The sequence below is a fragment of the Williamsia herbipolensis genome, from assembly GCF_000964005.1.
GTDB lineage: Bacteria > Actinomycetota > Actinomycetes > Mycobacteriales > Mycobacteriaceae > Williamsia_A > Williamsia_A herbipolensis.
The window spans coordinates 89,838-111,654 of sequence record NZ_JXYP01000030.1 but is presented as its reverse complement, the minus strand read 5'-3'; the positions used below and the strand labels follow the sequence as shown (position 1 = coordinate 111,654).

18 protein-coding genes and 1 pseudogene are annotated in these 21,817 nt (G+C 68.6%); 10 read left to right on the top strand and 9 right to left on the bottom strand.

Annotation, left to right across the window (positions count from 1 at the left end; translation table 11 throughout):
• The first annotated feature begins 112 nt into the window (after positions 1 to 112).
• Positions 113 to 1,282, top strand: a complete 1,170-nt coding sequence (locus TU34_RS16845; protein WP_045824045.1) for a GGDEF domain-containing protein — start codon at positions 113 to 115, stop codon at positions 1,280 to 1,282.
• A 21-nt stretch (positions 1,283 to 1,303) separates the two neighbouring features.
• Here TU34_RS16845 and TU34_RS16840 read toward each other — a convergent pair whose 3' ends face one another.
• From TU34_RS16840 to pgi, 3 genes are read right to left on the bottom strand one after another with little or no spacing between them, the layout of a single operon-like run.
• Positions 1,304 to 1,978: a hypothetical protein gene (locus TU34_RS16840; protein WP_045824044.1), complete on the bottom strand. Its 675-nt coding sequence runs from the start codon at positions 1,976 to 1,978 to the stop codon at positions 1,304 to 1,306.
• A 21-nt stretch (positions 1,979 to 1,999) separates the two neighbouring features.
• Positions 2,000 to 3,367, bottom strand: a complete 1,368-nt coding sequence (locus TU34_RS16835; protein WP_045824043.1) for a hypothetical protein — start codon at positions 3,365 to 3,367, stop codon at positions 2,000 to 2,002.
• Positions 3,351 to 5,036: a glucose-6-phosphate isomerase gene (gene pgi, locus TU34_RS16830; protein WP_045824042.1), complete on the bottom strand. Its 1,686-nt coding sequence runs from the start codon at positions 5,034 to 5,036 to the stop codon at positions 3,351 to 3,353. Before pgi ends, TU34_RS16835 begins: the two co-directional genes overlap by 17 nt.
• A gap of 130 nt (positions 5,037 to 5,166) precedes the next feature.
• Between pgi and TU34_RS16825 the strand changes: the two genes are divergently transcribed.
• Positions 5,167 to 6,147 carry a formylglycine-generating enzyme family protein gene (locus tag TU34_RS16825; RefSeq protein WP_045824041.1) on the top strand — a complete coding sequence of 327 codons (981 nt, stop codon included), beginning with the start codon at positions 5,167 to 5,169 and terminating at the stop codon, positions 6,145 to 6,147.
• Between the two features lie 24 nt (positions 6,148 to 6,171).
• On the opposite strand, the gene TU34_RS16820 is transcribed toward TU34_RS16825, so the two are convergent.
• On the bottom strand, positions 6,172 to 7,557 hold the full coding sequence (locus tag TU34_RS16820; RefSeq protein ID WP_045824040.1) for a sulfatase family protein: 1,386 nt from the start codon (positions 7,555 to 7,557) through the stop codon (positions 6,172 to 6,174).
• Positions 7,554 to 7,874 carry a chorismate mutase gene (locus TU34_RS16815; RefSeq protein WP_045824084.1) on the bottom strand — a complete coding sequence of 107 codons (321 nt, stop codon included), beginning with the start codon at positions 7,872 to 7,874 and terminating at the stop codon, positions 7,554 to 7,556. Before TU34_RS16815 ends, TU34_RS16820 begins: the two co-directional genes overlap by 4 nt.
• Before the next feature lie 61 nt (positions 7,875 to 7,935).
• Between TU34_RS16815 and TU34_RS16810 the strand changes: the two genes are divergently transcribed.
• Both TU34_RS16810 and TU34_RS16805 read left to right on the top strand, forming a co-directional pair.
• Entirely contained in the window at positions 7,936 to 9,825 is a 1,890-nt protein-coding gene (locus TU34_RS16810) for a hypothetical protein (RefSeq protein ID WP_238981363.1), read from the top strand.
• 80 nt (positions 9,826 to 9,905) lie between these two features.
• Positions 9,906 to 12,398, top strand: a complete 2,493-nt coding sequence (locus tag TU34_RS16805; protein ID WP_082080376.1) for a UvrD-helicase domain-containing protein — start codon at positions 9,906 to 9,908, stop codon at positions 12,396 to 12,398.
• A gap of 28 nt (positions 12,399 to 12,426) precedes the next feature.
• Here TU34_RS16805 and TU34_RS16800 read toward each other — a convergent pair whose 3' ends face one another.
• On the bottom strand, positions 12,427 to 13,536 hold the full coding sequence (locus tag TU34_RS16800; protein ID WP_238981362.1) for a M23 family metallopeptidase: 1,110 nt from the start codon (positions 13,534 to 13,536) through the stop codon (positions 12,427 to 12,429).
• Positions 13,537 to 13,968: 432 nt separating this feature from the next.
• On the opposite strand from TU34_RS16800, the gene sucC reads away from it, so the two are divergent.
• Together sucC and sucD are read left to right on the top strand one after the other, a co-directional pair.
• Positions 13,969 to 15,132 (top strand): ADP-forming succinate--CoA ligase subunit beta, encoded by a 1,164-nt coding sequence (sucC, locus tag TU34_RS16795; RefSeq protein ID WP_045824038.1) that lies wholly within the window; start codon positions 13,969 to 13,971, stop codon positions 15,130 to 15,132.
• A 14-nt stretch (positions 15,133 to 15,146) separates the two neighbouring features.
• A complete protein-coding gene (gene sucD / locus TU34_RS16790; RefSeq protein WP_045824037.1) occupies positions 15,147 to 16,037 on the top strand; it encodes a succinate--CoA ligase subunit alpha in 891 nt (296 codons plus the stop codon).
• 69 nt (positions 16,038 to 16,106) lie between these two features.
• Here the strand turns inward: sucD and TU34_RS16785 are convergent, their stop codons facing one another.
• Positions 16,107 to 16,577 carry a DinB family protein gene (locus TU34_RS16785; RefSeq protein WP_045824036.1) on the bottom strand — a complete coding sequence of 157 codons (471 nt, stop codon included), beginning with the start codon at positions 16,575 to 16,577 and terminating at the stop codon, positions 16,107 to 16,109.
• A 250-nt stretch (positions 16,578 to 16,827) separates the two neighbouring features.
• Here TU34_RS16785 and TU34_RS24360 point away from each other — a divergent pair, with 250 nt between their 5' ends.
• The 4 genes and pseudogenes from TU34_RS24360 (at position 16,828) to TU34_RS16770 (ending at position 19,479) form a co-directional block, all read left to right on the top strand.
• Positions 16,828 to 16,971: a hypothetical protein gene (locus TU34_RS24360; protein WP_238981361.1), complete on the top strand. Its 144-nt coding sequence runs from the start codon at positions 16,828 to 16,830 to the stop codon at positions 16,969 to 16,971.
• Between the two features lie 24 nt (positions 16,972 to 16,995).
• Positions 16,996 to 17,718: pseudogene (locus tag TU34_RS16780) on the top strand (MetQ/NlpA family ABC transporter substrate-binding protein); the annotation flags it as partial.
• Positions 17,711 to 18,805, top strand: coding sequence for a methionine ABC transporter ATP-binding protein (locus TU34_RS16775; protein ID WP_238981359.1), 1,095 nt, complete (start codon positions 17,711 to 17,713; stop codon positions 18,803 to 18,805). The pseudogene TU34_RS16780 and the gene TU34_RS16775, both read left to right, overlap by 8 nt.
• A 2-nt stretch (positions 18,806 to 18,807) precedes the next feature.
• On the top strand, positions 18,808 to 19,479 hold the full coding sequence (locus TU34_RS16770) for a methionine ABC transporter permease (RefSeq protein WP_045824035.1): 672 nt from the start codon (positions 18,808 to 18,810) through the stop codon (positions 19,477 to 19,479).
• 90 nt (positions 19,480 to 19,569) lie between these two features.
• Here TU34_RS16770 and TU34_RS16765 read toward each other — a convergent pair whose 3' ends face one another.
• Together TU34_RS16765 and heR are read right to left on the bottom strand one after the other, a co-directional pair.
• Positions 19,570 to 20,910: an ABC transporter permease gene (locus tag TU34_RS16765; protein ID WP_052688998.1), complete on the bottom strand. Its 1,341-nt coding sequence runs from the start codon at positions 20,908 to 20,910 to the stop codon at positions 19,570 to 19,572.
• A gap of 84 nt (positions 20,911 to 20,994) precedes the next feature.
• Positions 20,995 to 21,783 (bottom strand): heliorhodopsin HeR, encoded by a 789-nt coding sequence (gene heR / locus TU34_RS16760; protein WP_052688997.1) that lies wholly within the window; start codon positions 21,781 to 21,783, stop codon positions 20,995 to 20,997.
• Between the last annotated feature and the right edge of the window lie 34 nt (positions 21,784 to 21,817).

The window sequence follows — 21,817 nt, the reverse complement described above, 5'->3', positions numbered from 1 at the left end:
CTCGACAGGTACCGCACACAATTGCGGTCGTTCACCGGCCGTGACGCGTCGTCGCCGGACGCGCCGCTGACCGGAGGCATCACGGGGGGCTGACGATGGTGGGGGATCCGAGGTGATCCGCATCGCCGTCGCGTTGGGTCAACTCGGGTGGGCCCTGTCGCACTGGTGGAAACGACAGGACCAGTTCGCCTGGTTCACCAGCTACCTCGCCGATCGTCAGCTCATCGAACCCAGTCGCATCATCCTGGCCCTGTCGGCCGCGATGGTGACCCTGGTGCCCGTTGTCGTCCTCATCGACGCCGACCTCACGACGTCGTTGCTGGCCATGCTCATCGCGTCGATCGTGGTCGGGTCGGGGCTGTCGTTGATGTGGGTGCTGTTCCCGTGGCCGTCGCCGGCACGATCGCGTGCGTGGGTGTGCGTCTGCGATGTCACGATCCTGGTGGGCTCGCTCGCGCAGTACAAGACACTGGGCGGCCTCTACGGATGTGCGGCCTTCGGTCTCGTCGGCGGCTACATCGCCTTCTTCCACGGCGCACGTCTGCTCGCCGCCCACCTCGTGTTCTCGCTGGCGTCGGCGAGTGCGATCGCCGGCTTCATCCTCGCCGACGACGGCGCGGCGACCTCGAGTGTCGCGGTCGGCATCATCCAGGCGGTGCTGATCGGGATCTCGATCCCCGTGGCCACACAGTTCCTCATGGAGGCGCTGGCATCGGACGCCGCGGCGGCCGAACTCGACACCCTCACCGGCGTGTTGAACCGTCGTGGGCTCGAACGTGCCCTCGACCGGCTCAACAGCATGGATCCCGACAACGTGCACGGTCTCGCGGTGATCGTCGCCGATCTCGACAACTTCAAGGAGATCAACGACCGGTTCGGCCACCGCTACGGCGACCGTGTGCTCGCCGAGATCGCCACACGGTTGCGCGCCACGCTCGGTGTGAGCGGCGTGGTGTCGCGGATCGGTGGCGACGAGTTCGTCGTCGCCGACAGCCTGCGCTGGACCGAGCCGATGCGTCTGGCCAATCAGGTGCTGCACACCATCTCGACCACGAGCGATCCGCCGGTGACCGCCAGTGTCGGGGTCGTGCACCTCACCGGGCGCCTCCCGGGTCATCGGTCGTTGATGACCACGGTCCTGTTCACCGATCTCGCCGACGCCGCGATGTACGAGGCCAAACGCGCGGGCGGCGACACCGTCCGTACCCGCTCACACGACTACGGCGCCGCCGTCACCGGCGACCCGTCCCCGTCGCCGCGCCCGGCGCAGTGGCCGCACTGATCCGCGGGGGGACGGACGCGGTCAGCCCGTCGTGGCCGGCGGCGATGCCGGTGCGGTCGGCGATCCGTCGGACCACACCACGGGCGCGGCCTTGTAGTTGGCCGAGGGATCGGTCGAGGTCTGCGCCCAGTAGATGACCCGGGTCAGATCGACGCCCTTGTCGGCCACCGCGACGAAACACGTCGCGTAGGAGTTGCCACGGCCCAGGGTGCGTGGGGCTTCCGTCGCCCGGCACTTGTCGAATCCGTCGGGCGGGGTCTCGGTCAGGGTCGGGGTGCGCCCGTCGCTGCTGCCGGCGAGGCCCACCACCGACGGCACGTCGAGCTGGCGGTTCGCCAGCTGGGTGACGGTGACATGGACGTAGAACGGGGTGCCGCCATGGGTCACCGACTCCGGCAGTTCCGATGCCGAGCCGGGCTCGATGCCGGTGACGGTGAACATGGCGAGCTGACCGGCGGGCCGGAACGCGTCTGCGGGGAGGTAGGCACTCGCGCCGAAGGCCAGGGTCGTGCCGGTGGGGGTGCGGTCGACCAGGCCCGCGGGTGCGACGACGTTCGCCGACACCGGCACCGACGTGCTGGGCCGCGCCGGGGCGTCGGTGCCCGCCGACTCCGACCCGGACGTGCAGGCGGCCAGGGTCGCGGCCGTGCCGACGATCGCGAGCGCGGAGGTGACAGCGGTTCTCAACGTGACCATGTCAATGATCGTATGCAGCGATCACCATGGAATGGCTACAAGTCCCCGCCGCGCCGCGACCGCGGCGCCGAGTTCACCGAGCCGGTGGCGATCCATCGCGACGTCGCGCCTCGGGCGACCGGGTGTCACGAGGGTGAGGGTGATGCGTCCCGCCGAGCGGCCCGACCACAGACGCACGACGGTCCGTGACGGCGTGTCGGTGGGTCGGGGCTCCACCGACCGCACCGCCATGCCGGTCGCGCGGTGCCCACCGAGCTCGTCGAACACCCCGCCCAGATCGCCCAACGGGGACACCAGGGCCTCGCGTCCGCCGGGATCGGGGACCATCGCATGCGCGATGCGGTCGCCGAGGAGCTGCAGCAGTTCGGCGGGCATCCCACCCGGTGGACCCAGGCCGGAACCGGACGCCCCGCCGCCCGCCGCGGCGTAGGCGGCGCGCAGCTTGCCGGCGCACACGGCCGCGTCGTCGGCGTCGTCGATCACCGTCTCCGCCATCATCAGCTCGCCGGTCTCGTCACCGCCCGCCATGGGGATCGCGACCTCGACCGGTCCGGGTCCGCGGACCTCGCGCACGAGGTCGGCGGCGAGAGCGGTCGCGACCGCGGTGGAGGTGGCGCCACTGTCGGCGACGAACCGATCCCAGTGCGCCGCATCGACATCGAGCACGGCGTGGACCTCACGCACGGGCGGTCCGGACGGGGCTGCGGCGGGCCGCGTTGGCGGTCGGGCCGCGGCCAACAGTTCTGTCCGGACCTGCGGATCGGTCACGGTTCGTGCGAGGCTGCGCACCACGCCGACGACGACGTGTACCCACAACAGCAGCGCGTCGATCACGTCGTCGCGCAGCCGCGGCGGTGTGGTCGGGGTGCGCACCGCGCTCGGATCGGATCCGGCGAGTGCCGCCCGGGCGACACCGATCAGGCCGAGCCCCTCGGTCACCACGTGCGAACAGCTGACCGTCACCGCCGACCCGCCGTCGGTGACCGGGCGCATCGCGATCTCCCACACCGGTCCGCGGTCGACGTCGAACCTCGCGGCGGCGCGGTCGTCGGCCCACGCCACCACGTCGTGCGGCGCAACCGGTTCGGGATCGACCCGCAACGGTGCGACGATCGCGTCGGCGACGAAACTGCGACGCGCGAACGGGACCCGCGACGTCGCCACCCGCCGCGTCAGGTCACTGGCGGCGAGCAGTCGGTGCAGGTCGGCGAGATCGTCGGGCGCGATGGGTTCGGCGAAACGCCACACACCCTGCATGACGACCTCCGCGCCGCGGCCGTGGTTGCCGCGGTAGAAGATGTCGTCGAGGACCGACAACCGTGCCGCCGCCGCGCGATCGACGAAGCGCGGCCGACGGGTGCCGGAGGTGCGCTCAGACGTCGCGTCCACGCTCTCCTCGGTACCACCGGATGAGGGCATCGGTGGACGAATCGTCCTGCGCGGCCGGGGCCGCCGGGTCGATGAGGACCTCGAGGAGCTCCTTGGCCTGGGTCTTGCCCAACTCGACACCCCACTGGTCGAAGGAGTTGATGCCCCAGATCGCGCCCTCGACGAACACCTGGTGCTCGTAGAGCGCGATGAGCTGCCCGATCACCGACGGCGTGAGCTTTGGCGCCAGGATCGACGTCGACGGACGGTTGCCCGGCATCACCTTGTGCGCCACCACGTGCGAGTCGACACCCTCGGCGGCGATCTCGTCAGCGGTCTTGCCGAACGCGAGCACCTTGGTCTGGGCGAAGAAGTTGCTCATCAACAGGTCGTGCATCGACCCCGAACCGTCGGCGTCGACGGGGAGATCGTCTGTCGGCGAGGCGAACCCGATGAAATCGGCGGGGACCATCCGGGTGCCCTGGTGCAGCAGCTGGTAGAAGGCGTGCTGACCGTTGGTGCCGGGCTCACCCCAGAAGATCTCGCCGGTGTCGACGGTGACGTGATGGCCGTGGGCGTCCACGGACTTGCCGTTCGACTCCATCGTGAGCTGCTGCAGGTACGCCGCGAAGCGGGCCATGTCGTTGGAGTAGGGGAGCACCACACGCGACTGCGCGTCCCAGAAGTTGTTGTACCAGAGGCCGATCAGGCCGAGGATGACCGGCGCGTTCTGGTGCAGCGGCGCCGAGCGGAAGTGCTTGTCGACGACGTTGAAGCCGTGCAGGAAGTCGGCGAACGCCTCCTTGCCCACCGCCGCCATCACCGACAGCCCGATCGCGGAGTCGACCGAGTAGCGGCCGCCGACCCAGTCCCAGAACCCGAACATGTTGTCGGTGTCGATGCCGAAGTCGGCGACCTTCTCGGCGTTGGTGCTCACGGCGACGAAGTGCTTGGCGACGGCGCCGTCGTCAGGTCCCACGCCCAGCTTCTCCAGCAGCCAGGTGCGGGCTGCGGTCGCGTTGGTGAGGGTCTCCAGTGTCGAGAAGGTCTTCGACGCGATGACGAAGAGGGTGGTCTCGGCATCGAGATCGGCCAGGGTGCCGACGAGGTCGGCGGGGTCGACGTTCGACACGAATCGACAGCTGATGCCGGCGTCGACGTAGTGCCGCAGGGCCTGATAGACCATCGCTGGGCCGAGATCGGACCCGCCGATGCCGATGTTCACCACGGTCTCGATGCGCTTGCCGGTGTGACCGGTCCACTCGCCGCTGCGCAGTGCGTCGGTGAAGGTTCCCATCGCCTCGAGCACCTCGTGCACGTCGGCGACGACGTCCTGACCGTCGACCTTCAGCGTCGCGCCCTGCGGCAGACGCAGCGCCGTGTGCAGCACCGCGCGGTCCTCGGAGGTGTTGATGTGTTCGCCCCAGAACATGGCGTCGCGCTTGCCCTCGAGATCGACCTCGCGCGCCAGCGACACCAGCAGATCGAGCGTCTCGCGCAGCACGCGGTGCTTCGAGTAGTCGATGTGCAGGTCGCCGACGTCGATGACGAGTTCGCGGCCCCGCTTGGGGTCGACGGCGAAGACCTCGCGCAGGTGCATGGCGTAGACGTGCGGCTGGTGGGCCGACAGTTCCTGCCAGGCGTGGGTACCGGTGATGTCGTGATCGTGTTCGGTGGTGTCGCTCGTCATGGTGGACCTCTCGGTTCTGGCGTCGCGCGGGCTCGTGACCCTCTCCGCGATGAGCCTAGTGGCGCCGTCGCGCCCCGTTCACGGTGGACGCGCACGCCGTCGGTGGCGACGGCTCCCTAAGGTGTAGGCCATGACGGGGTTCGCGGACCGGGCGCAGGCGGCACCCTGCTGCTCGCCGGCCGCCGACACCTCGACGGCGGTCCCGGGCGCGGTGCCCGTCACGACGACGGGCACCCACCGGGTGGCGCAGCGGCCGCTGGCCGGGGGACGTTTCGACATGGGTGACCCGTACGCCGAGGGTGTCGCGACCGACGGCGAGACGCCGTGCCACCCCGTGATCGTCGCCGCGTTCGCGATGGACGAGACCACGGTCCTCACCAGTGATTTCGCGGCGTTCGTCGACGACACCGGATACCGCACGACCGCCGAGAGGGCGGGGTCGTCGGCGGTGTTCCACGCGCTGGTCGATCCCGCGTCGGTCGACGTCCTCGGTGCCGCACCCACCGCGCCGTGGTGGTGGGAGGTGCGCGGCGCGGACTGGCGACACCCCTTCGGACCGGGCCCCGACCGTCGCGCCGACCTCGCCGACCACCCGGTGGTGCACGTGTCGCACGACGATGCGCTCGCCTACTGCCGGTGGGCGTCGCGGGCCCTGCCCACCGAGGCGCAGTGGGAGTACGCGGCGCGCGGCGGACTCGAGGGGACCCGCTTCGGGTGGGGTGACGACCGCACGACACCGTCGGGCGCCGAGTTGTGTCACACCTACGACCCCGGGAGGTGGGGATCGGCGTTCCCGGCGCACCCGGGGTCGCGGATCGGGATGGCGCCGACGCTGCCCGGCGATGCCCTGCCGCCCAACGGCTTCGGGCTGCGCCAGATGTCGGGCAACGTGTGGGAGTGGTGCTCCGACCGCTTCGACCCGCGGTGGTATCGACGCAGTCCGACCGCCGACCCGGCCGGTCCGGACCGCGGAGCGACCCGCGTGCTGCGCGGGGGATCGTATCTGTGCGACGACTCGTACTGCCGGCGCTACCGCGTCGCGGCGCGCTCGCACACCACCCCCGCGTCGTCGGCGGGCAACATCGGTTTCCGTACCGTCTCCCGGCCCTGACCGAACCGTTCGGGCCGGGAGGCCCTAATCCCTCGTGCGCAGTTCGCGCTGCTCGCCGAGGGGGCGGCGGGACGGAAGAGAGCGGTTGTCCTGTCGGGCGGCCTCGGTGTCGAGCTGGGCGTGATGACGTCGCATGAACTCCGCCGCGATCGCGGTTCCGGTCGCCTCGTCGAGCAGTTCGTCGCCGGTGTCGGTCCGCCAGGCGCGCAGGCGCTCGGCGAGGTCGTCGCGGATGTCGGCGTGCGCGGGATCCTCGGCGAGGTTGACCCGTTCGAGGGGATCGACGCGGAGGTCGTACAACTCGCGCTCGGGACGCGGGAGGTCCTGCGACCCGTCGAGCGCCAGCGCCGACGGGCTGTCGAGGATGTCCAGCGGCAGGCTCAGCGCGGGGCGTCGCGCGTAGTTCTCGATGTACCGGTGCGTGGAGGTGCGCACGGCCCGGATCGGGTCGAAGCTGTCGTGGAAGGTCTTCTCCGTGAACACCTCCGAGCGCACCGCGTCCGCCGTCTCCGGGGTGGCGCCGAACATCTCGTCGGCGTGGGAGAAGCCCTCCATGTCCTCGGGCACGTCGAGCCCGAGCGCGTGGAGGATCGTCGGCGACAGGTCGACGCCGCTGAACAGGTCGTCGTACCGGTGTGCGGGGACAATCCGTGACGTCGGCGGACGGATGATGCAGGCGACGCCCGTTCCCGCCTCGTAGAGGGTCGATTTGGCGCGGGGGAACGCGATGCCGTGATCGGTGATGAACACGATCCACGTGCACTCGTCGAGGCCGAGGTCGGTGACCGTCTGCAGCAACCGTCCTACGGCCGCATCGGCTTTCGTCACCGACGCCTGCAGGCCTGCGATGTCCTCGCGCACCGGTCGCGCGTCGGGCAGGAACGGCGGCACCGTGACGCCGGCAAGATCGGCGGGCGGGTACTCGTCGGCGGGGTAGGGGCGGTGGGTCTCGAAGAACCCCGCCGTCAGCAGGAACGGACCGTCGGCGCCGTGGTCGGCCAGCCATTCCTGGCTGCGTGCGACGACGTGATCGCAGCGGGAGTCCGAGACGTCCCAGTCGTCGAAACCGATCCGCGCCGGGTCGGAGCTCTCGTGCTGCATGCCGAACAGCTGCGTCGTCCATCCCGCACGCGACAAGATCGCCGGGAGCGTCGCCACGTCGTCGTGGTACTCGAAACCGTGGTGGGCCAGCCCGATCAGTCCGGTCGAGTGCGGGTACCGACCCGTGAACAGCGCACCGCGGGCGGGGGAGCACAGCGGGGCGGCGGCGTGGGCGTCGGTGAGCAGGACACCGTCGGCGGCGAGTGCGTCGAGATGAGGGCTCACCACCCCGGCGGCGCCGTAGCAGGCGAGATGGCGTCCGAGATCGTGCCAGTGGACGAACAGGACGCTGTCGCGGGTCCCGGTCACCGTCCCAGCGGTCCGCGGCCGAGACGCAGCAGCATCATCGCGAGGGTGTGACCCTCCTGGCCGAGTTCGGAGAAGCGCTGCAGGACCTTCATCTCGCGGCTGTGCACCAGGCGCGGTCCGCCCGACGCCATGCGGGTGCGTCCCACCTTCTTCGAGATGGCGGTCCGGCGTTTGATGGCGCCGAGGATGATCGCGTCGAGACGGTCGATCTCGAGGCGCAGTTCGTCGATCTCGTCGGGGAGGTCGTCGACGTCGGACGAGAGTCCGTAGCTGCTCAGGTCGATCGGCGAGCCAGCCGCATCGTCGGAGGCGTTCATCGGACCGATCTTGCCACGTGTGTCGTGCGATCCCGGGGCGGGCGACTGGTACCAATGAGCGGTGGCACACCCGACCAGCACGACCTCGGCGGTGTCGGTCGACGTGCGCGCCCACCGGTCACCGGCCCATGCGGGTCGTGGTGTGGTGATCGCCCTCGGATTGCTGCTGCTCATCCACGTGGTGGTGCGCGCCTACGTGCTCGTACGGGGCAACTTCTACTGGGACGACCTGATCCTGACCTCGCGCGCGGGCACCCACGGGTTCCTCGCGCCGTCGCTGCTCTTCGACGACCACGACGGCCACCTGATGCCGGCGGCGATGGCGGTGATCGACCTCGTCACCGCCGTGGCCCCGTTGAGCTGGCCGGTGGCCGCGGCGACCCTGCTCGTCGGGCAGCTCGTGGCGTCGGCGTCGGTGGCGCGGATGATCGTCGTCATCGCCGGCCGTCGACCGGCCGCGCTGGTCGCCTTCGCCTTCTATCTCCTGACGCCGATGGTCGTGCCGTCGTTCGCATGGTGGGCGTCGGGGCTCAACAACCTGCCGTTGCAGGCGGCGATGGCGTGGGTCGTCGCCGACGCCGTCCTGCTGACCCGCGACCGCGCCGGCGCCGCGCCGCGAGGCCCTCGGTCCCCGATCATCGAGAATCGGACGATCGTGATCCGCTCCGCGGTGGTGTTCGCCGTCGGTCTGGCGTTCTTCGAGAAGTCGGCGCTGATCGCGCCGGTCGCGTTCGCGGTCGCCCTGCTCGGAGTGCGGCTGTCGCAGCTCGGGCGCGACCCGGGGGAACCGACCCGCGCGCTGCCGGTGGTGTGGCGGCGGGCCCGTGGGCTGTGGATCGCACTGTCGGCGGTGGCCGCGGTGTGGGCGGTGGTCTTCGTCGTGGTCGCACGGCCGACGGCCGGTGACCACTCGATCCGGCAGACCGCCGCACTGGTGTGGCGTTCGGTGAGCGAGGGGATCGTCCCGGCCGTCGCGGGCGGGCCGTGGACATGGGATCGCTGGATACCCAGCCCGCCGTTCGGCACTCCCGGCGTCGGCCTGCAGATCGTCGGTTGGCTCGTCGTCGCCGGGGCGGTGGTCGCGGCGATCCGCGCTCGACGCGGCGCGGTGGCGATCGTGGTGTGCACCGTCGGCTACATCGTGGTGGCGCAGGCGCTGGTCAGCTGGAACCGCAGCAGCACCACCACCGCGCTGGAGCTGTCGCAGACGTTGCGCTACCTCCCCGACACCGCCGTCGTGCTCGTCGCGGCGGCCGCGCTGATCATCGCCGCGCCATCGCGGTCGGGTGGACACCCGGGTCGCGGCCCACGACTGGTCGGGGCGGCGGTGGTCGCGTTCTCGGCCATCGGCTCGGTGGTCTCGACGCTGACCTTCGCCGGATCGTGGGCCCACGACCCCACCGGCGACTACGTCACCACCGCGCGCGCATCGCTGGCCGCCTCGGCAGACACCCCGATGTTCTCCCAACCCGTCCCGCTCGAGGTGCTGACCCCGGTCGCCTACCCGGACAACCTCGTGGAGAACGTCTTCTCCGGGCTGTCGAAGCGGCCCGAGTTCGGTGACTGGACCGGCGATCTGCGCGTGCTGAGCCCGAAGGGCACCGTCACCGCGGGTTCGGTGACCCGGGCGCGCGGATTCGCCGCCGGCGCGGGTGCCTGCGACCGCCCCGAGGTCACCGGCCCGACGGCGATCGATCTGGACGGGCCGCTCATCCGATGGCGGTGGACCGTGCAGTTCGCCTACTGCGCGAACGCCGCCGGACAGGTCGAGGTGCGGATCGGGGACAGCAGCCCGGTGATAGCGCCGGTCGAGGCGGGCCTGCACGGACTGTGGGTGCAGGCCTCGGGCACCGGTACGACCGTCTCGATCCGTCCCCGCACGCCCGGGCTGGCGCTACACCTCGCCGCCGGCGTGGTCGGCGAGGTCTACGACCCCGCGTTGATCCGCTGACGCTCGCGGACGGACCACTAGAACACCTGTGCGCATGGCGCGGGCGTCCTGTCCGACCGCGCGAGTAGGATCGTTCCCTGATGACACGCGCACCACAGCCCTCTCTTCCCGGCCTCACCAGGGGCGATCCCGTGGTCTCCGGCATGTCCGGCGACGCCCTCACCGATCGCGCCCGCGAACTCCTCGACGGCCTGAACCCGCAGCAACGCGCCGCCGTGATGCACACCGGCGGCCCCCTGCTGATCGTCGCGGGCGCCGGATCGGGCAAGACCTCGGTGCTCACCCGACGCATCGCCTACCTGCTCGCCCAGCGCGACGTCTCGCCCGGCGAGGTCCTCGCCATCACGTTCACCAACAAGGCCGCCGCCGAGATGCGGGAGCGGGTGATCGAACTCGTCGGTCCCCGCGCGAACCGCATGTGGGTCTCGACGTTCCACTCGACCTGTGTGCGGATCCTGCGCGCGCAGGCCGCGCTCATCGAGAGCCGCAACTCGAACTTCTCCATCTACGACGCCGACGATTCCAAGCGACTGCTGGCGATGATCGTGCGCGACCTCGACCTCGACCCGAAGAAGTTCAGCCCGCGCGGCTCGGGCATCCACATCTCGAACCTGAAGAACGAGCTCATCAGCCCCGAGTCGGCGACCGCCACCGCCGCCGAGGCCGACGACGACACCGCCACCACCCTCGCCGACATCTACACGCGGTACCAGGCACGTCTGCGGGCGGCGAACGCCTTCGACTTCGACGATCTCATCGGCGAAACCGTTGCGCTGCTGCAGAATCACCCCGAGGTCGCCGAGTACTACCGACGTCGCTTCCGGCACGTGCTGGTCGACGAGTACCAGGACACCAACCACGCCCAATACGTCCTGGTGCGTGAGCTGGTGGGCACCGGCGAAGGTGCGGTCAGCCCGTCGGAACTGTGCGTGGTCGGTGACGCCGACCAGTCGATCTACGCGTTCCGCGGCGCGACGATCCGCAACATCGAGGAGTTCGAGCGCGACTTCCCCGACACCGAGACCGTGCTGCTGGAACAGAACTACCGCTCCACGCAGACGATCCTGTCGGCGGCCAACGCGGTGATCGCACGCAACCCCAACCGGCGCGAGAAGAAGCTGTGGACCGACGCCGGCGAGGGTGAGCTGATCGCCGGTTACGTCGCCGACAACGAGCACGACGAGGCGTCGTTCATCGCCCGCGAGATCGACTCGCTGTGCGACAGTGGCGAGTTCACGTACTCCGACGTCGCGGTGTTCTACCGGACGAACACCGGTTCGCGATCGCTGGAGGACATCTTCATCCGCCTCGGCATCGCATACAAGGTCGTCGGCGGCGTCCGGTTCTACGAACGCAAGGAGGTCCGCGACATCGTCGCGTACCTGCGCGTGGTGGCCAACCCCGACGACACCGTGAGCCTGCGACGCATCGTCAACACCCCCAAGCGCGCCATCGGTGACCGTGCCCAGGCATGTGTCGCGGTGTACTCCGAGAACGCAGGCGTCAGCTTCTACCAGGCGCTGATCGACGCCGCCGCGGGCAACGTGCCGCTGCTCAACAGCCGTGCCGTCAAACAGATCTCGGGCTTCGTCGACCTCATCGAGGGGTTGCGCAACGACTTCCTGGCGGTGTTCGGCGAGTCCGACACCCCCGACGCCGACACCACCACCATCGACGCCGGCTCGGAGAGCGCCGACATCGGTGAACTCGTCGAGGCCATCGCCCACCGTTCGGGGTACCGGGACGAGCTGGAGGGTTCGAGCGACCCACAGGACGGCGCGCGCCTCGACAACGTCAACGAGTTGATCTCCGTCGCACGGGAGTTCAGCGCCGACGCCGCCGCGCTCGATCCCGCCGACCGCCCCGACCCGGAGGAGGGCCTTCCCGAGCCCGGTTCGCTCGCCGCGTTCCTCGAGCGTGTGTCGCTGGTCGCCGACGCCGATCAGGTGCCCGACAGCGCCGCGGGGATGGTGACGATGATGACGCTGCACACCGCGAAGGGGCTGGAGTTCCCGGTCGTGTTCGTCACCGGGTGGGAGGACGGGCAGTTCCCGCACATGCGCGCCCTGGGCGACCCCGCCGAGCTCAGCGAGGAGCGACGACTCGCCTACGTCGGCATCACGCGTGCCCGCAAGCGGCTCTACGTCACGAGGTCGATGGTGCGTTCGGCGTGGGGACAGCCCGTGTCGAACCCGGAATCGCGTTTCCTGCAGGAGATCCCGCAGCATCTCATCGATTGGCGCCGCACCGAGCCCCGACGCCGTGAGCGGTCGTTCGGCAGTTCCGGCGGCTTCTTCGGCTCCGACTCGTTCCGCTCCGGCGGCAACGGCAACGGGGGTGGCGAGCGCAGTTCGGCCCGTGGTCGCAGCTCGTATTCGGCCAGTCCCACGCGGGGACGCAACAACCAGGTGTCGGTCGCGGTCGGCGACCGCGTGAACCATGCCAAGTACGGCATGGGCAAGGTGGTCGCGAAAGAGGGATCGGGGGCCACCGAGCGGGTGACCTTCGACTTCGGCAGCAGCGGCCGGATCACGCTGATGTCACTGGGCGGTCTGCCCGTGGACAAGCTCTAGCCGGGACCCGTCGAGCGGGCGGGTCGGCCTAGCCGGTGTAGTTGGAGAGCGGCACCCCGTGCTCGGGGAACCACGGCATCGGGTCGACCTTCATGCCGTTGACCCAGCGCTCGACGTGCACGTGCGGTCCGGTGGAGAACCCCTCGTTGCCGACGCGTGCGATCACCTGTCCGGCCATCACCTTCTCGCCCTTGGTGACGAGGACGCCGCTCGACGCCATGTGGCCGTACATGAAGATGCTGCCGTCGGACGCCTTCACCTGGATCCAGTTGCCGAAGCCCGACGCCGGTCCGGCCTCCACCACGACACCGTCGGTGGCGGAGTGGATCGGGGTGCCCAGCGGGGCGGCGAAATCGATGCCGCCGTGGAAGGCGCCCCAGCGGTAGGCGAAGCCCGAGGTGAACTGGTAGAGGCCCATGTCGACCGGCGAGGCGTAGAGCGGGGTGCGTGACGCGGCGTCGGCGGCCTTGGCGTCGCGGGCCATCTTGTCGCCGGTGGCGAGCTGGTCGGTGAAGTCGTGGAGATCGGTGGGCGCGGCACCGGGTGCGACGGCGGCGTCGCCGGTGACCGACGGGTCGAGCGGGGTGACCGCGGCGGCCCGGTTCACCGAGCCCGACGCGGGCTCGGCCTTCTGCGGGGCCTCGGTCGTCGAGCCGGTGTCGATCTGTCCGCTCACGGCGACCACGGCCGCCCCGGCGGCGACGGCGAGGAGCGCGGCACGACCCCTGAGGGCGGTGGGCGGCGCCGAGATGCGGTGCTTGCCACCCGAGCGCGGGGCGCGGGTCTGCGGGAGGCGCCGGAATGAGCGGTCGTCGTCGGCGGGGTCGAAGTCGTCCGGTCGTGCGCCGGTGACCGAGAACGGATGGTGATGAGCCGTCTCGTCGAACTCGATCTCGGCGATCAGGATGTCCTGGGTGACCTCCGCGGGCAGCGGCCGCCGGCGCGGGGTGTCGCGCACAGGACGGTCGGTGACATCAGACGAGCGGACGTCTGCGTAGGCCTCGTCGGTGCGGCGGTTCGACGTCGCGGTGTACGGATGGGCGTCGGCTCGAGACGGGTCGGCGAACTCGGCGTCGAGGTCATCCCAATCGATCGGGATGATCGAGGTGATCTCCTCAGGTCGCATCCGTACTGCCAAGACTGCACCTTCCGATTCGACACACGACACCGCCGAGCTGACCCGATGGTGTGCGTGAGCTGCGCCTTTCGGCGACGACCCCCGGTTGAGTTCCGTTGGCGTTCCCCTGGGGGAGATGTGGTCGTGACCACGCGCCTTGGAGACGGTAACGAAATGATTGCAGCGTGTGCAACCGCGCGCGAACAGTTCGTCATCGATGTGAGCTGCATCACAAGAAGCGCTGGTCAGCGGGGATTGGGAGATAACGGACCCGAACGATCGCTCGTGCGGCACCTCTCCTACGCTGGGCACGTGATCTGGGGCACATGCGTCGGGACTGTCCCCGAGGCGTTCAGACGGCGGCGATACAGTCCGTTGGGGCTCGCGACCGCAGACGATCCTCGCGGGAGAACAACTATCAGGAGCGGGCAAACACTAGAGATGGTGAGCTGAATGGATCTGTTCGAATACCAGGCGAAGGAACTCTTCGCCAAGCACGAAGTCCCCACATCGGCCGGACGTGTTACCGACACGGTGGCCGGGGCGACGCAGATCGCCGAGGAGATCGGCAAGCCCGTCATGGTCAAGGCTCAGGTCAAGGTCGGCGGCCGCGGCAAGGCAGGCGGAGTGAAGTACTCCAAGGACGCAGCGGAGGCCACCGCCAACGCCGAGGCGATCCTGGGACTCGACATCAAGGGCCACGTCGTCAAGAAGCTCCTCGTGGCCGAGGCGAGTGACATCGCGGAGGAGTACTACATCTCCTTCCTGCTCGACCGCACCAACCGCACCTACCTCGCGATGTGCTCGGTGGAGGGTGGTGTCGAGATCGAGGTGACCGCCGAGGAGAACCCCGACGCACTCGCCCGCATCCCCGTCGACGCCGTGAAGGGTGTCGACCTGGCTTTCGCACGTGAGATCGCCGAGGCCGGCAAGCTGCCCGCCGAGGTCCTCGACGCCGCGGCCAACACCATCCAGAAGCTCTGGGAGGTGTTCATCAAGGAGGACGCGCTCCTTGTCGAGGTGAACCCGCTGGTTCGCACCCCCGACGACCAGATCCTGGCGCTCGACGGCAAGGTCACCCTCGACGCGAACGCCGACTTCCGCCAGGAAGGTCACGCCGAGTTCGAGGACAAGGACGCGACCGATCCCCTGGAGCAGAAGGCCAAGGAGAACGACCTCAACTACGTCAAGCTCGACGGACAGGTCGGCATCATCGGCAACGGCGCGGGTCTGGTCATGTCGACCCTCGACGTCGTCGCGTACGCCGGTGAGGCCCACGGCGGCGTGAAGCCCGCCAACTTCCTCGACATCGGTGGCGGTGCCTCGGCCGAGGTCATGGCCGCCGGTCTCGACGTCATCCTCGGCGACGATCAGGTCAAGAGCGTCTTCGTCAACGTCTTCGGTGGCATCACCGCGTGCGACGCGGTCGCCAACGGCATCGTCGGCGCGCTGAAGAAGCTGGGCGACGACGCGAACAAGCCCCTCGTCGTCCGTCTCGACGGCAACAAGGTCGACGAAGGCCGTGCGATCCTCGCCGACGCCAACCACCCGCTGGTGACGCTCGCCGAGACCATGGACAGCGGCGCCGACAAGGCCGCCGAACTGGCGAGCAAGTAAAGGACTGCTGACTCATGTCTATTTTCCTCAACAAGGACTCCAAGGTCATCGTCCAGGGCATCACCGGCGGCGAGGGCACCAAGCACACCGCCCTGATGCTCAAGGCCGGGACCCGGGTCGTCGGCGGTGTCAACGCGCGCAAGGCCGGGACCACCGTGTCGCATGACGTTGGCGTGGAGCTGCCGGTGTTCGGCACGGTCGCCGAGGCGATCACCGAGACCGGCGCCGATGTCTCCATCGCGTTCGTGCCCCCGAAGTTCGCCAAGGACGCCATCATCGAGGCGATCGACGCGGAGATCCCGCTGCTGGTCGTCATCACCGAGGGAATCCCGGTGCAGGACAGCGCATATGCCTGGGCCTACAACAAGTCCAAGGGCGAGAAGACCCGGATCATCGGGCCGAACTGTCCCGGCATCATCACCCCCGGCGAGTCGCTGGTGGGCATCACGCCCGCCAACATCGCGGGCAAGGGCGAGATCGGTCTGGTGTCGAAGTCGGGCACGCTGACCTACCAGATGATGTACGAGCTGCGCGACATCGGTTTCTCGACCGCCATCGGCATCGGCGGTGACCCGGTCATCGGCACCACCCACATCGACGCCATCGCGGCGTTCGAGGCCGATCCCGAGACCAAGGTGATCGTGATGATCGGTGAGATCGGTGGCGACGCCGAAGAGCGGGCCGCCGATTACATCAAGGCCAACGTCACCAAGCCGGTCGTCGGGTACGTCGCGGGATTCACCGCGCCCGAGGGCAAGACGATGGGCCACGCCGGCGCCATCGTGTCCGGCAGCTCGGGCACCGCCCAGGCGAAGAAGGACGCACTCGAGGCCGCCGGGGTCAAGGTCGGCAAGACGCCGTCCGAGACCGCCGACCTCGCACGCGAGATCTACAAGGGCCTGTAGTCACAGCAGCTCTCGATTCAGCCCCGACCGGTGTTCCGGTCGGGGCTGAATTGTGTTCTGGCCAGTCCCTCAGCGTGCGGCGAGGATCTGCTCGCGCAGGATGTCGGCGTGGCCGCAGTGGTGGGCGAGTTCGCGGAGGACGTGCATGTAGGACGCCCACAGCGGGTGCGGTCTGCGGCCACGGACCTCGGTGTCGAGGTCGAGGGCGGCGGCCACCTGCCGCGAGTGTTCGCACGCGACACGGTGTTCGGCCTGTATCGAGGCGATGGTGTCGTCGGGTGTGAGCAGGAACGAGTCCTCCGAGGACTCGGGTATCCCGATCTCCGATCGCGACCGACCGCTGATGTCCTGGTCGAACCAAACCTTCTCGACGAACGTGGCGTGCTTGAGGAGCCCGAGCAGGGTGGTGGCCGACGGGACCAGCGAGCGTCTGGCCTCGTCCTCGCTGAGGCCGTCGAGGCTGTCGTGCAGGATCGCGCGATGTTGATCGATGAGCTGGTCGACGTAGGGTCGAAAACCATCCGAGGTGGGCGTCGTCATCGTCCCAGCATCACCGACAGTCCGGTCGGCCGCAACGAGGTCGCGTCGGCGGCTCCAACCTCCGCCTGGTTTTCGATCGTGCGGAGCGAAAGCCCCACCCGCATCGTCGCGGCTGGTCAGATCCGTGTTCCGCTGTAGGACAACGTATCTGTGGTCAGGTGCGTGTCCGGTTCGTGTCTACCATGTCGACGCGCCGCGATCATCGGCGCGCACGTGAGCCGGCGATCCCGGCGTGGAGAAGGACAGGGCAGTGCATCAGAGAAGAGTGGGTTGGAAGAAGCTGGCGGTCGCGTTCGTCGCGGCGGTCTCGGTGATGGGGAGTGCGGCCGCATGCGGGTCCGACTCGGACTCCGACACCGTGAAGATCGGCGTCGCCGACGCCGCGGAGAGCTAATGGACCGTCTTCACCAAGAAGGCCGCCGACGAGGGCATCACCGTCGATCTCGTGAACTTCACCGACTACAACCAGCCCAATCCCGCACTGGCCGAGGGCGAGCTGCAGCTCAACGAGTTCCAGCACATGCTCTACCTGGCGACCTACAACCAGAAGAACGACCAGAAGCTGGTCCCCATCGGCGCCACCGCGGTCTACCCGCTGCCGCTGTACTCGACGAAGCACACCTCGGTCAGTCAGATCCCGCAGGGCGGTTCGGTGGTCATCCCCAACGATCCCACCAACCAAGCGCGTGGGCTCCTCGTCCTTCAGCAGGCCGGTCTGATCTCGCTCCGCAACGGCGGCAACGGATTCTCGACGATCGCCGACATCGATCAAGCGAAGTCGAAGGTCACGGTCAAGGCGATCGACGCGGGACAGACCGCGCAGAGCCTCGACTCCGTCGACGGCGCGATCGTCAACAACAACTACGCCACGTCGGCAAAATTGGGCGAGGACAGGATCATCGCCAAAGACGATCCGAACAGCGACATCGCGAAGCCCTACATCAACGTCTTCGTCGCCCGTGAGAAGGACAAGGACAACGCGACCTACAAGAAGCTCGTATCGATCTACCACGACCCCGACGTCGAGGCAGCCGTCAAGAAGTCGTTGGGCGACAACGGTGTCCTGAAGAACTACGATCCCGCCGAGCTCCACCAGCTGACCGTCGACCTGCAGAAGCAGGTCGCGAACAACGGTGGCTGAGCCCGCGGTCACCGACCGTCCCGCGATCTCGTTTCGTGGGGCCACGAGGCGATTCGGTGCGCCGCGTCGCACGGGTCGGTCGAAGCCTGCTGTCGCCGCCGCGGTCGACGGTGTCGATCTCGACATCGCGGCCGGCACCATCACCGGTGTGATCGGGTACTCCGGCGCGGGCAAGAGCACACTCGTGCGCCTCATCAACGGGCTCGAGCGTCCCGACGAGGGACAGGTCATCGTCGACGGTGAGGACATCAGCACCGCGGGCGAGCACGAGCTGCGCCGCGTACGCCGTGAGATCGGCATGGTGTTCCAGCAGTTCAACCTGTTCTCGTCGCGGACCGTGGCACGCAACGTCGAGTTCCCGCTGCGCATAGCAGGTGTCGCCAAGGAGGAGCGTGCGGCGCGGGTGACCGAGCTCCTCGAGTTCGTGGGTATCGCGGACAAGGCGACGCAGTACCCGCGTGCGCTCTCCGGCGGACAGAAGCAGCGCGTCGGGATCGCCCGTGCCTTGGCCACGTCGCCGAAGATCCTGCTGGCCGACGAGGCCACGAGCGCACTGGATCCCGACACCACGTCGGAGATCCTTGCGTTGCTGCGCCGCGTCAACCGCGAGCTGGGCACGACCATCGTCGTCATCACCCACGAGATGGACGTCATCCGCGAGATCTGTGATCGCGTGGCCGTTCTCGACGGTGGGCGACTCATCGAACAGGGTGACGTCTACGACGTCTTCGCCCGCCCGCGGTCGGCGATTACGCGGCGACTCGTCCGTGGCGCCGTCGGCGACGTGCCGTCCGACGAGACGCTCGCGCGGCTGCGGACGCGGCACGAGGGTCGGTTCGTCACGGTCGCCATCCGGGAGACCGAGATCGACGCCGACACCGGTGCGAACACCATCGACGTCGCCGACCACTTCGCTCGCGCCGGGGTCAAGGCGTCGATCGTCTATGGAGGCATCGTGGAGCTGTCGCAGCGTCCCTTCGGTGCGTTCACGGTCGCTCTGCAGGGATCCGACGAGCAGATCGACACCGCCGTGGCCGGTCTACGCGCGGTCACCGACGTCATCGAGCACGAGAAGGTCGGTGCCTGAGGATGTTTCTCGGCGACATCATCACCCCGCAGTTGCGTCCGCTGCTCTGGGACGCGCTGCTCGAGACCTTCGCGCTGGTCGGGTTCACCCTGGTGATCGGCGGCGTGCTGGGCCTGGGCCTCGGCGCCCTGCTCTACGCGACGCGCCCGACCAACCTGCTCGCGAACCCCGTGGTCTACACCGTGCTCAACGTCGCGGTGAACATCGTGCGGCCCATCCCGTTCATCATCTTCATCACCGCGATGGCGCCGGTGACCCGTGAGGTCGTGGGCACCCGGATCGGGACGGAGGCGGCGATCTTCCCCATGACGGTGATGGCGGCGTTCGTGATCGGGCGTGTGGTCGAACAGAATCTCGTGGCCGTGGACCCCGGTGTGGTCGAGGCCTCCCGCGCCATGGGGGCAAGCCGACTGCGCACGCTCGCAACGGTTGTCGTCCCCGAGGGACTCGCGCCACTGATCCTTGGGTACACGTTCGTGTTCGTCGCGATCGTCGACATGTCGGCCATGGCCGGCTATGTCGGTGGCGGTGGCCTCGGCGACTTCGCCCAGCAGTACGGCTACCAGCAGTTCGACGCGAAGCTGACCGTGGTCGTCATCGTCATCCTCGTCGTGCTGGTGCAGCTCGGTCAGTGGCTGGGCAACACCCTCGCCCGGCGGGCGCTGCGGCGCTGAACGAACCGACATCGTCCGTCCTGAGGCCCACCGTGGGCGATGTGTCCACGGTGGGACCCCAGGCGGACGATGTCTGTCGACGTCAGCCGGCTACCGCGGCGCCTCGTGCTTCGGGTGGCGGATCGCCTCTCGCATCTCGTACTCGCGCTCCTCGTCGGCGAAGCCGCCACCGAGGTTGTTGCCGTTGAGCATCGGGTCACCGCGGAACTGCGTCTCCATGTCGTCGACGGAGTAGTGACCCCCCTCCGAGGTGTCGGGATCGTCGGTCAACCGGTCCTTCTCGTTCGGGCTCTCCTCGATCGGGTTGGCGTCGGAGTCGAGACCGTGCGCGGTGAGGATCCGCTCGCGGTCGGCCATCCCCTTGCGCATCATGGCGCCCTGCGCGGCGGCCATCATGGTCGTCTTGCCCGCGAGGATCCGATCGAACTCCTTGCTCTCACGCCAGCGCTTGCCGACGATCATCGTGACGATGCCGAGCAGTGCGTACCCGCCCATCAGGAGGAACGGCTGCCAGTACGGTTCGCCGACGCCGTACAGGACGCGCTTGATCATCTCGGTGATGCCGTGGCCGACGACCAGCGGATTCAGGTCGCCGAAGATCCGCGGCACCATCCACGTCGGGTAGGCCGCGCCGGAGGACGGGATCGAGAGGAACACGAACATCAGCAATGCGACGGCCGTGATGAACCGTCCGAAGAAGTACGACAGACCGTTGACCGCGAGGCCGACCGCGAGGATCCACAGGAACGAGATGCCGATCATCTGCGGCAGGTGGCCCTCGTAGACACCGATGACCGGGCCCGCGAGGAGGTTGGTGATCAGCGCGGCGACCGCGGCGCCGCCGGCCAGGATGCTGACGCGGGTGAGGTGGCTCAGCGGTGCGCCCATCATGCCGATGAACATCGCGACCATGTAGCCGCCGATGCACCACGACAGCATCAGGTACATCGCCCCGAGACCGTAGGAGTCACCCTTGGGCAGCGGTGCGATGTCGTTCACCTGGGGTGCCACCCCGTTCTGCGCGAAGGTCTGGGTGAAGGTGGACTTCATCAGCTGCGCGGCCTGGAACTGGTGTGCGCTGGCGATGGTGACGACCGGCTTGCCGCCCGCCTGCGACGGCAGGGCGAGCGACGCGGCGGCGCTGCCGTCCCGCACGGCCTCGGTGGCTTCGTCGGCGGTCTGGTAGAGCCGGAAATCGAACATGCCGGGCTGCGCCTTCGAGAACTGATCGGTGAAGGTCGAGGCGGCGGGGGAGTTCACCACGGCCACCGGGGCGTCGTGGATCTGCGGCGAGTGGAACGCCCACAGATAGCAGAAGCAGAACGCGAACAGGAAGAAGACGGGCAACCACAGTTGCAGCCCGATCATCTGCAGGGCGGGCGGCAGCGAGCCGTAGAACTTTCGCCACCGCGTGGTCAGGGCCTTGAACACGACTGTTCCCCTCGTCGTCGGATAGGTAGATGTATAGCCCAACTATATGCAGACTGCATCTATTTCCGGAACGGGAAAAATTTGTCACACGGCCAGTGAGCCACCGAAGATCTGCCAGGCCAGGAGTGACTTCGCGACGAGGCTCAGCACCAGGTACGTCTTCTCGCCGAACGCATAGCTGCGCCACGGGCCGATCTCGCGGTACTGCAACCACTGATTGATCGCGAAGGTGGAGAAGAAGACGAGCAGCGACACGAAGATGCCGATCACGAACCCGGGCACCCGGTCGCCCGCGCCCACGAAGTTGACCACGATCGCGACCCAGGGGGCCGCGCCCGCGACGCATCCGAACCAGAACGGCAGCATCGTGGTGTCGGCGCGGCCGGGTGGGTTCGTGCGCTCCTGCAGCCAGCCGAACAGGATCATCGCGATGTTCGCGCCGCACACGACGATCACGGTGCCGATATCGGTGAGACCGAAGTAGAAACCGATCAGCACGATCATGATGGTTGCGCTGATCGAGTACTCGATCCACCGGAACCTGTTGATGCCGCGACGCAGATCCGACTCGTAGATCCCGCGTGCGACGGTCGCGGTGAGCAGGTGATCGGCGGCCGCGAGGAACAGGAACACCGCGATCGCGGCGCCGATCGACACGTCGACCAACGACGACGGCGGCGGTTGGGCCGCGCCGGGTGGACCGGTGGGGAACGACGAGTTGACGGTGATGGCGAAACCGTTGCCCAACAGCAGGATCGCCACCGCCTGCGCCGCGTGGAGCACGGTCAGACCGATGTTCCACCGCCGCAGTCCGGCGAGCGCGGAGTCGGTGACGCCTGTGGCGATCGGGCCGGACCTCTGGGGTGTCGACATGGGTCCGACGCTACGGCAGGGAGGAACTGCGTTC

What these genes read in the sequence shown, in the direction of transcription:
- TU34_RS16840 (WP_045824044.1), bottom strand. Translation starts at nt 1,978, where the DNA reads ATGGTCACGTTGAGAACCGCTGTCACCTCCGCGCTCGCGATCGTCGGC.
- pgi (WP_045824042.1), bottom strand. Translation starts at nt 5,036, where the DNA reads ATGACGAGCGACACCACCGAACACGATCACGACATCACCGGTACCCAC.
- heR (WP_052688997.1), bottom strand. Translation starts at nt 21,783, where the DNA reads ATGTCGACACCCCAGAGGTCCGGCCCGATCGCCACAGGCGTCACCGAC.
- TU34_RS16815 (WP_045824084.1), bottom strand. Translation starts at nt 7,874, where the DNA reads ATGAACGCCTCCGACGATGCGGCTGGCTCGCCGATCGACCTGAGCAGC.
- sucD (WP_045824037.1), top strand. Translation starts at nt 15,147, where the DNA reads ATGTCTATTTTCCTCAACAAGGACTCCAAGGTCATCGTCCAGGGCATC.
- TU34_RS16770 (WP_045824035.1), top strand. Translation starts at nt 18,808, where the DNA reads ATGTTTCTCGGCGACATCATCACCCCGCAGTTGCGTCCGCTGCTCTGG.
- TU34_RS16805 (WP_082080376.1), top strand. Translation starts at nt 9,906, where the DNA reads ATGACACGCGCACCACAGCCCTCTCTTCCCGGCCTCACCAGGGGCGAT.
- sucC (WP_045824038.1), top strand. Translation starts at nt 13,969, where the DNA reads ATGGATCTGTTCGAATACCAGGCGAAGGAACTCTTCGCCAAGCACGAA.
- TU34_RS16825 (WP_045824041.1), top strand. Translation starts at nt 5,167, where the DNA reads ATGACGGGGTTCGCGGACCGGGCGCAGGCGGCACCCTGCTGCTCGCCG.
- TU34_RS16785 (WP_045824036.1), bottom strand. Translation starts at nt 16,577, where the DNA reads ATGACGACGCCCACCTCGGATGGTTTTCGACCCTACGTCGACCAGCTC.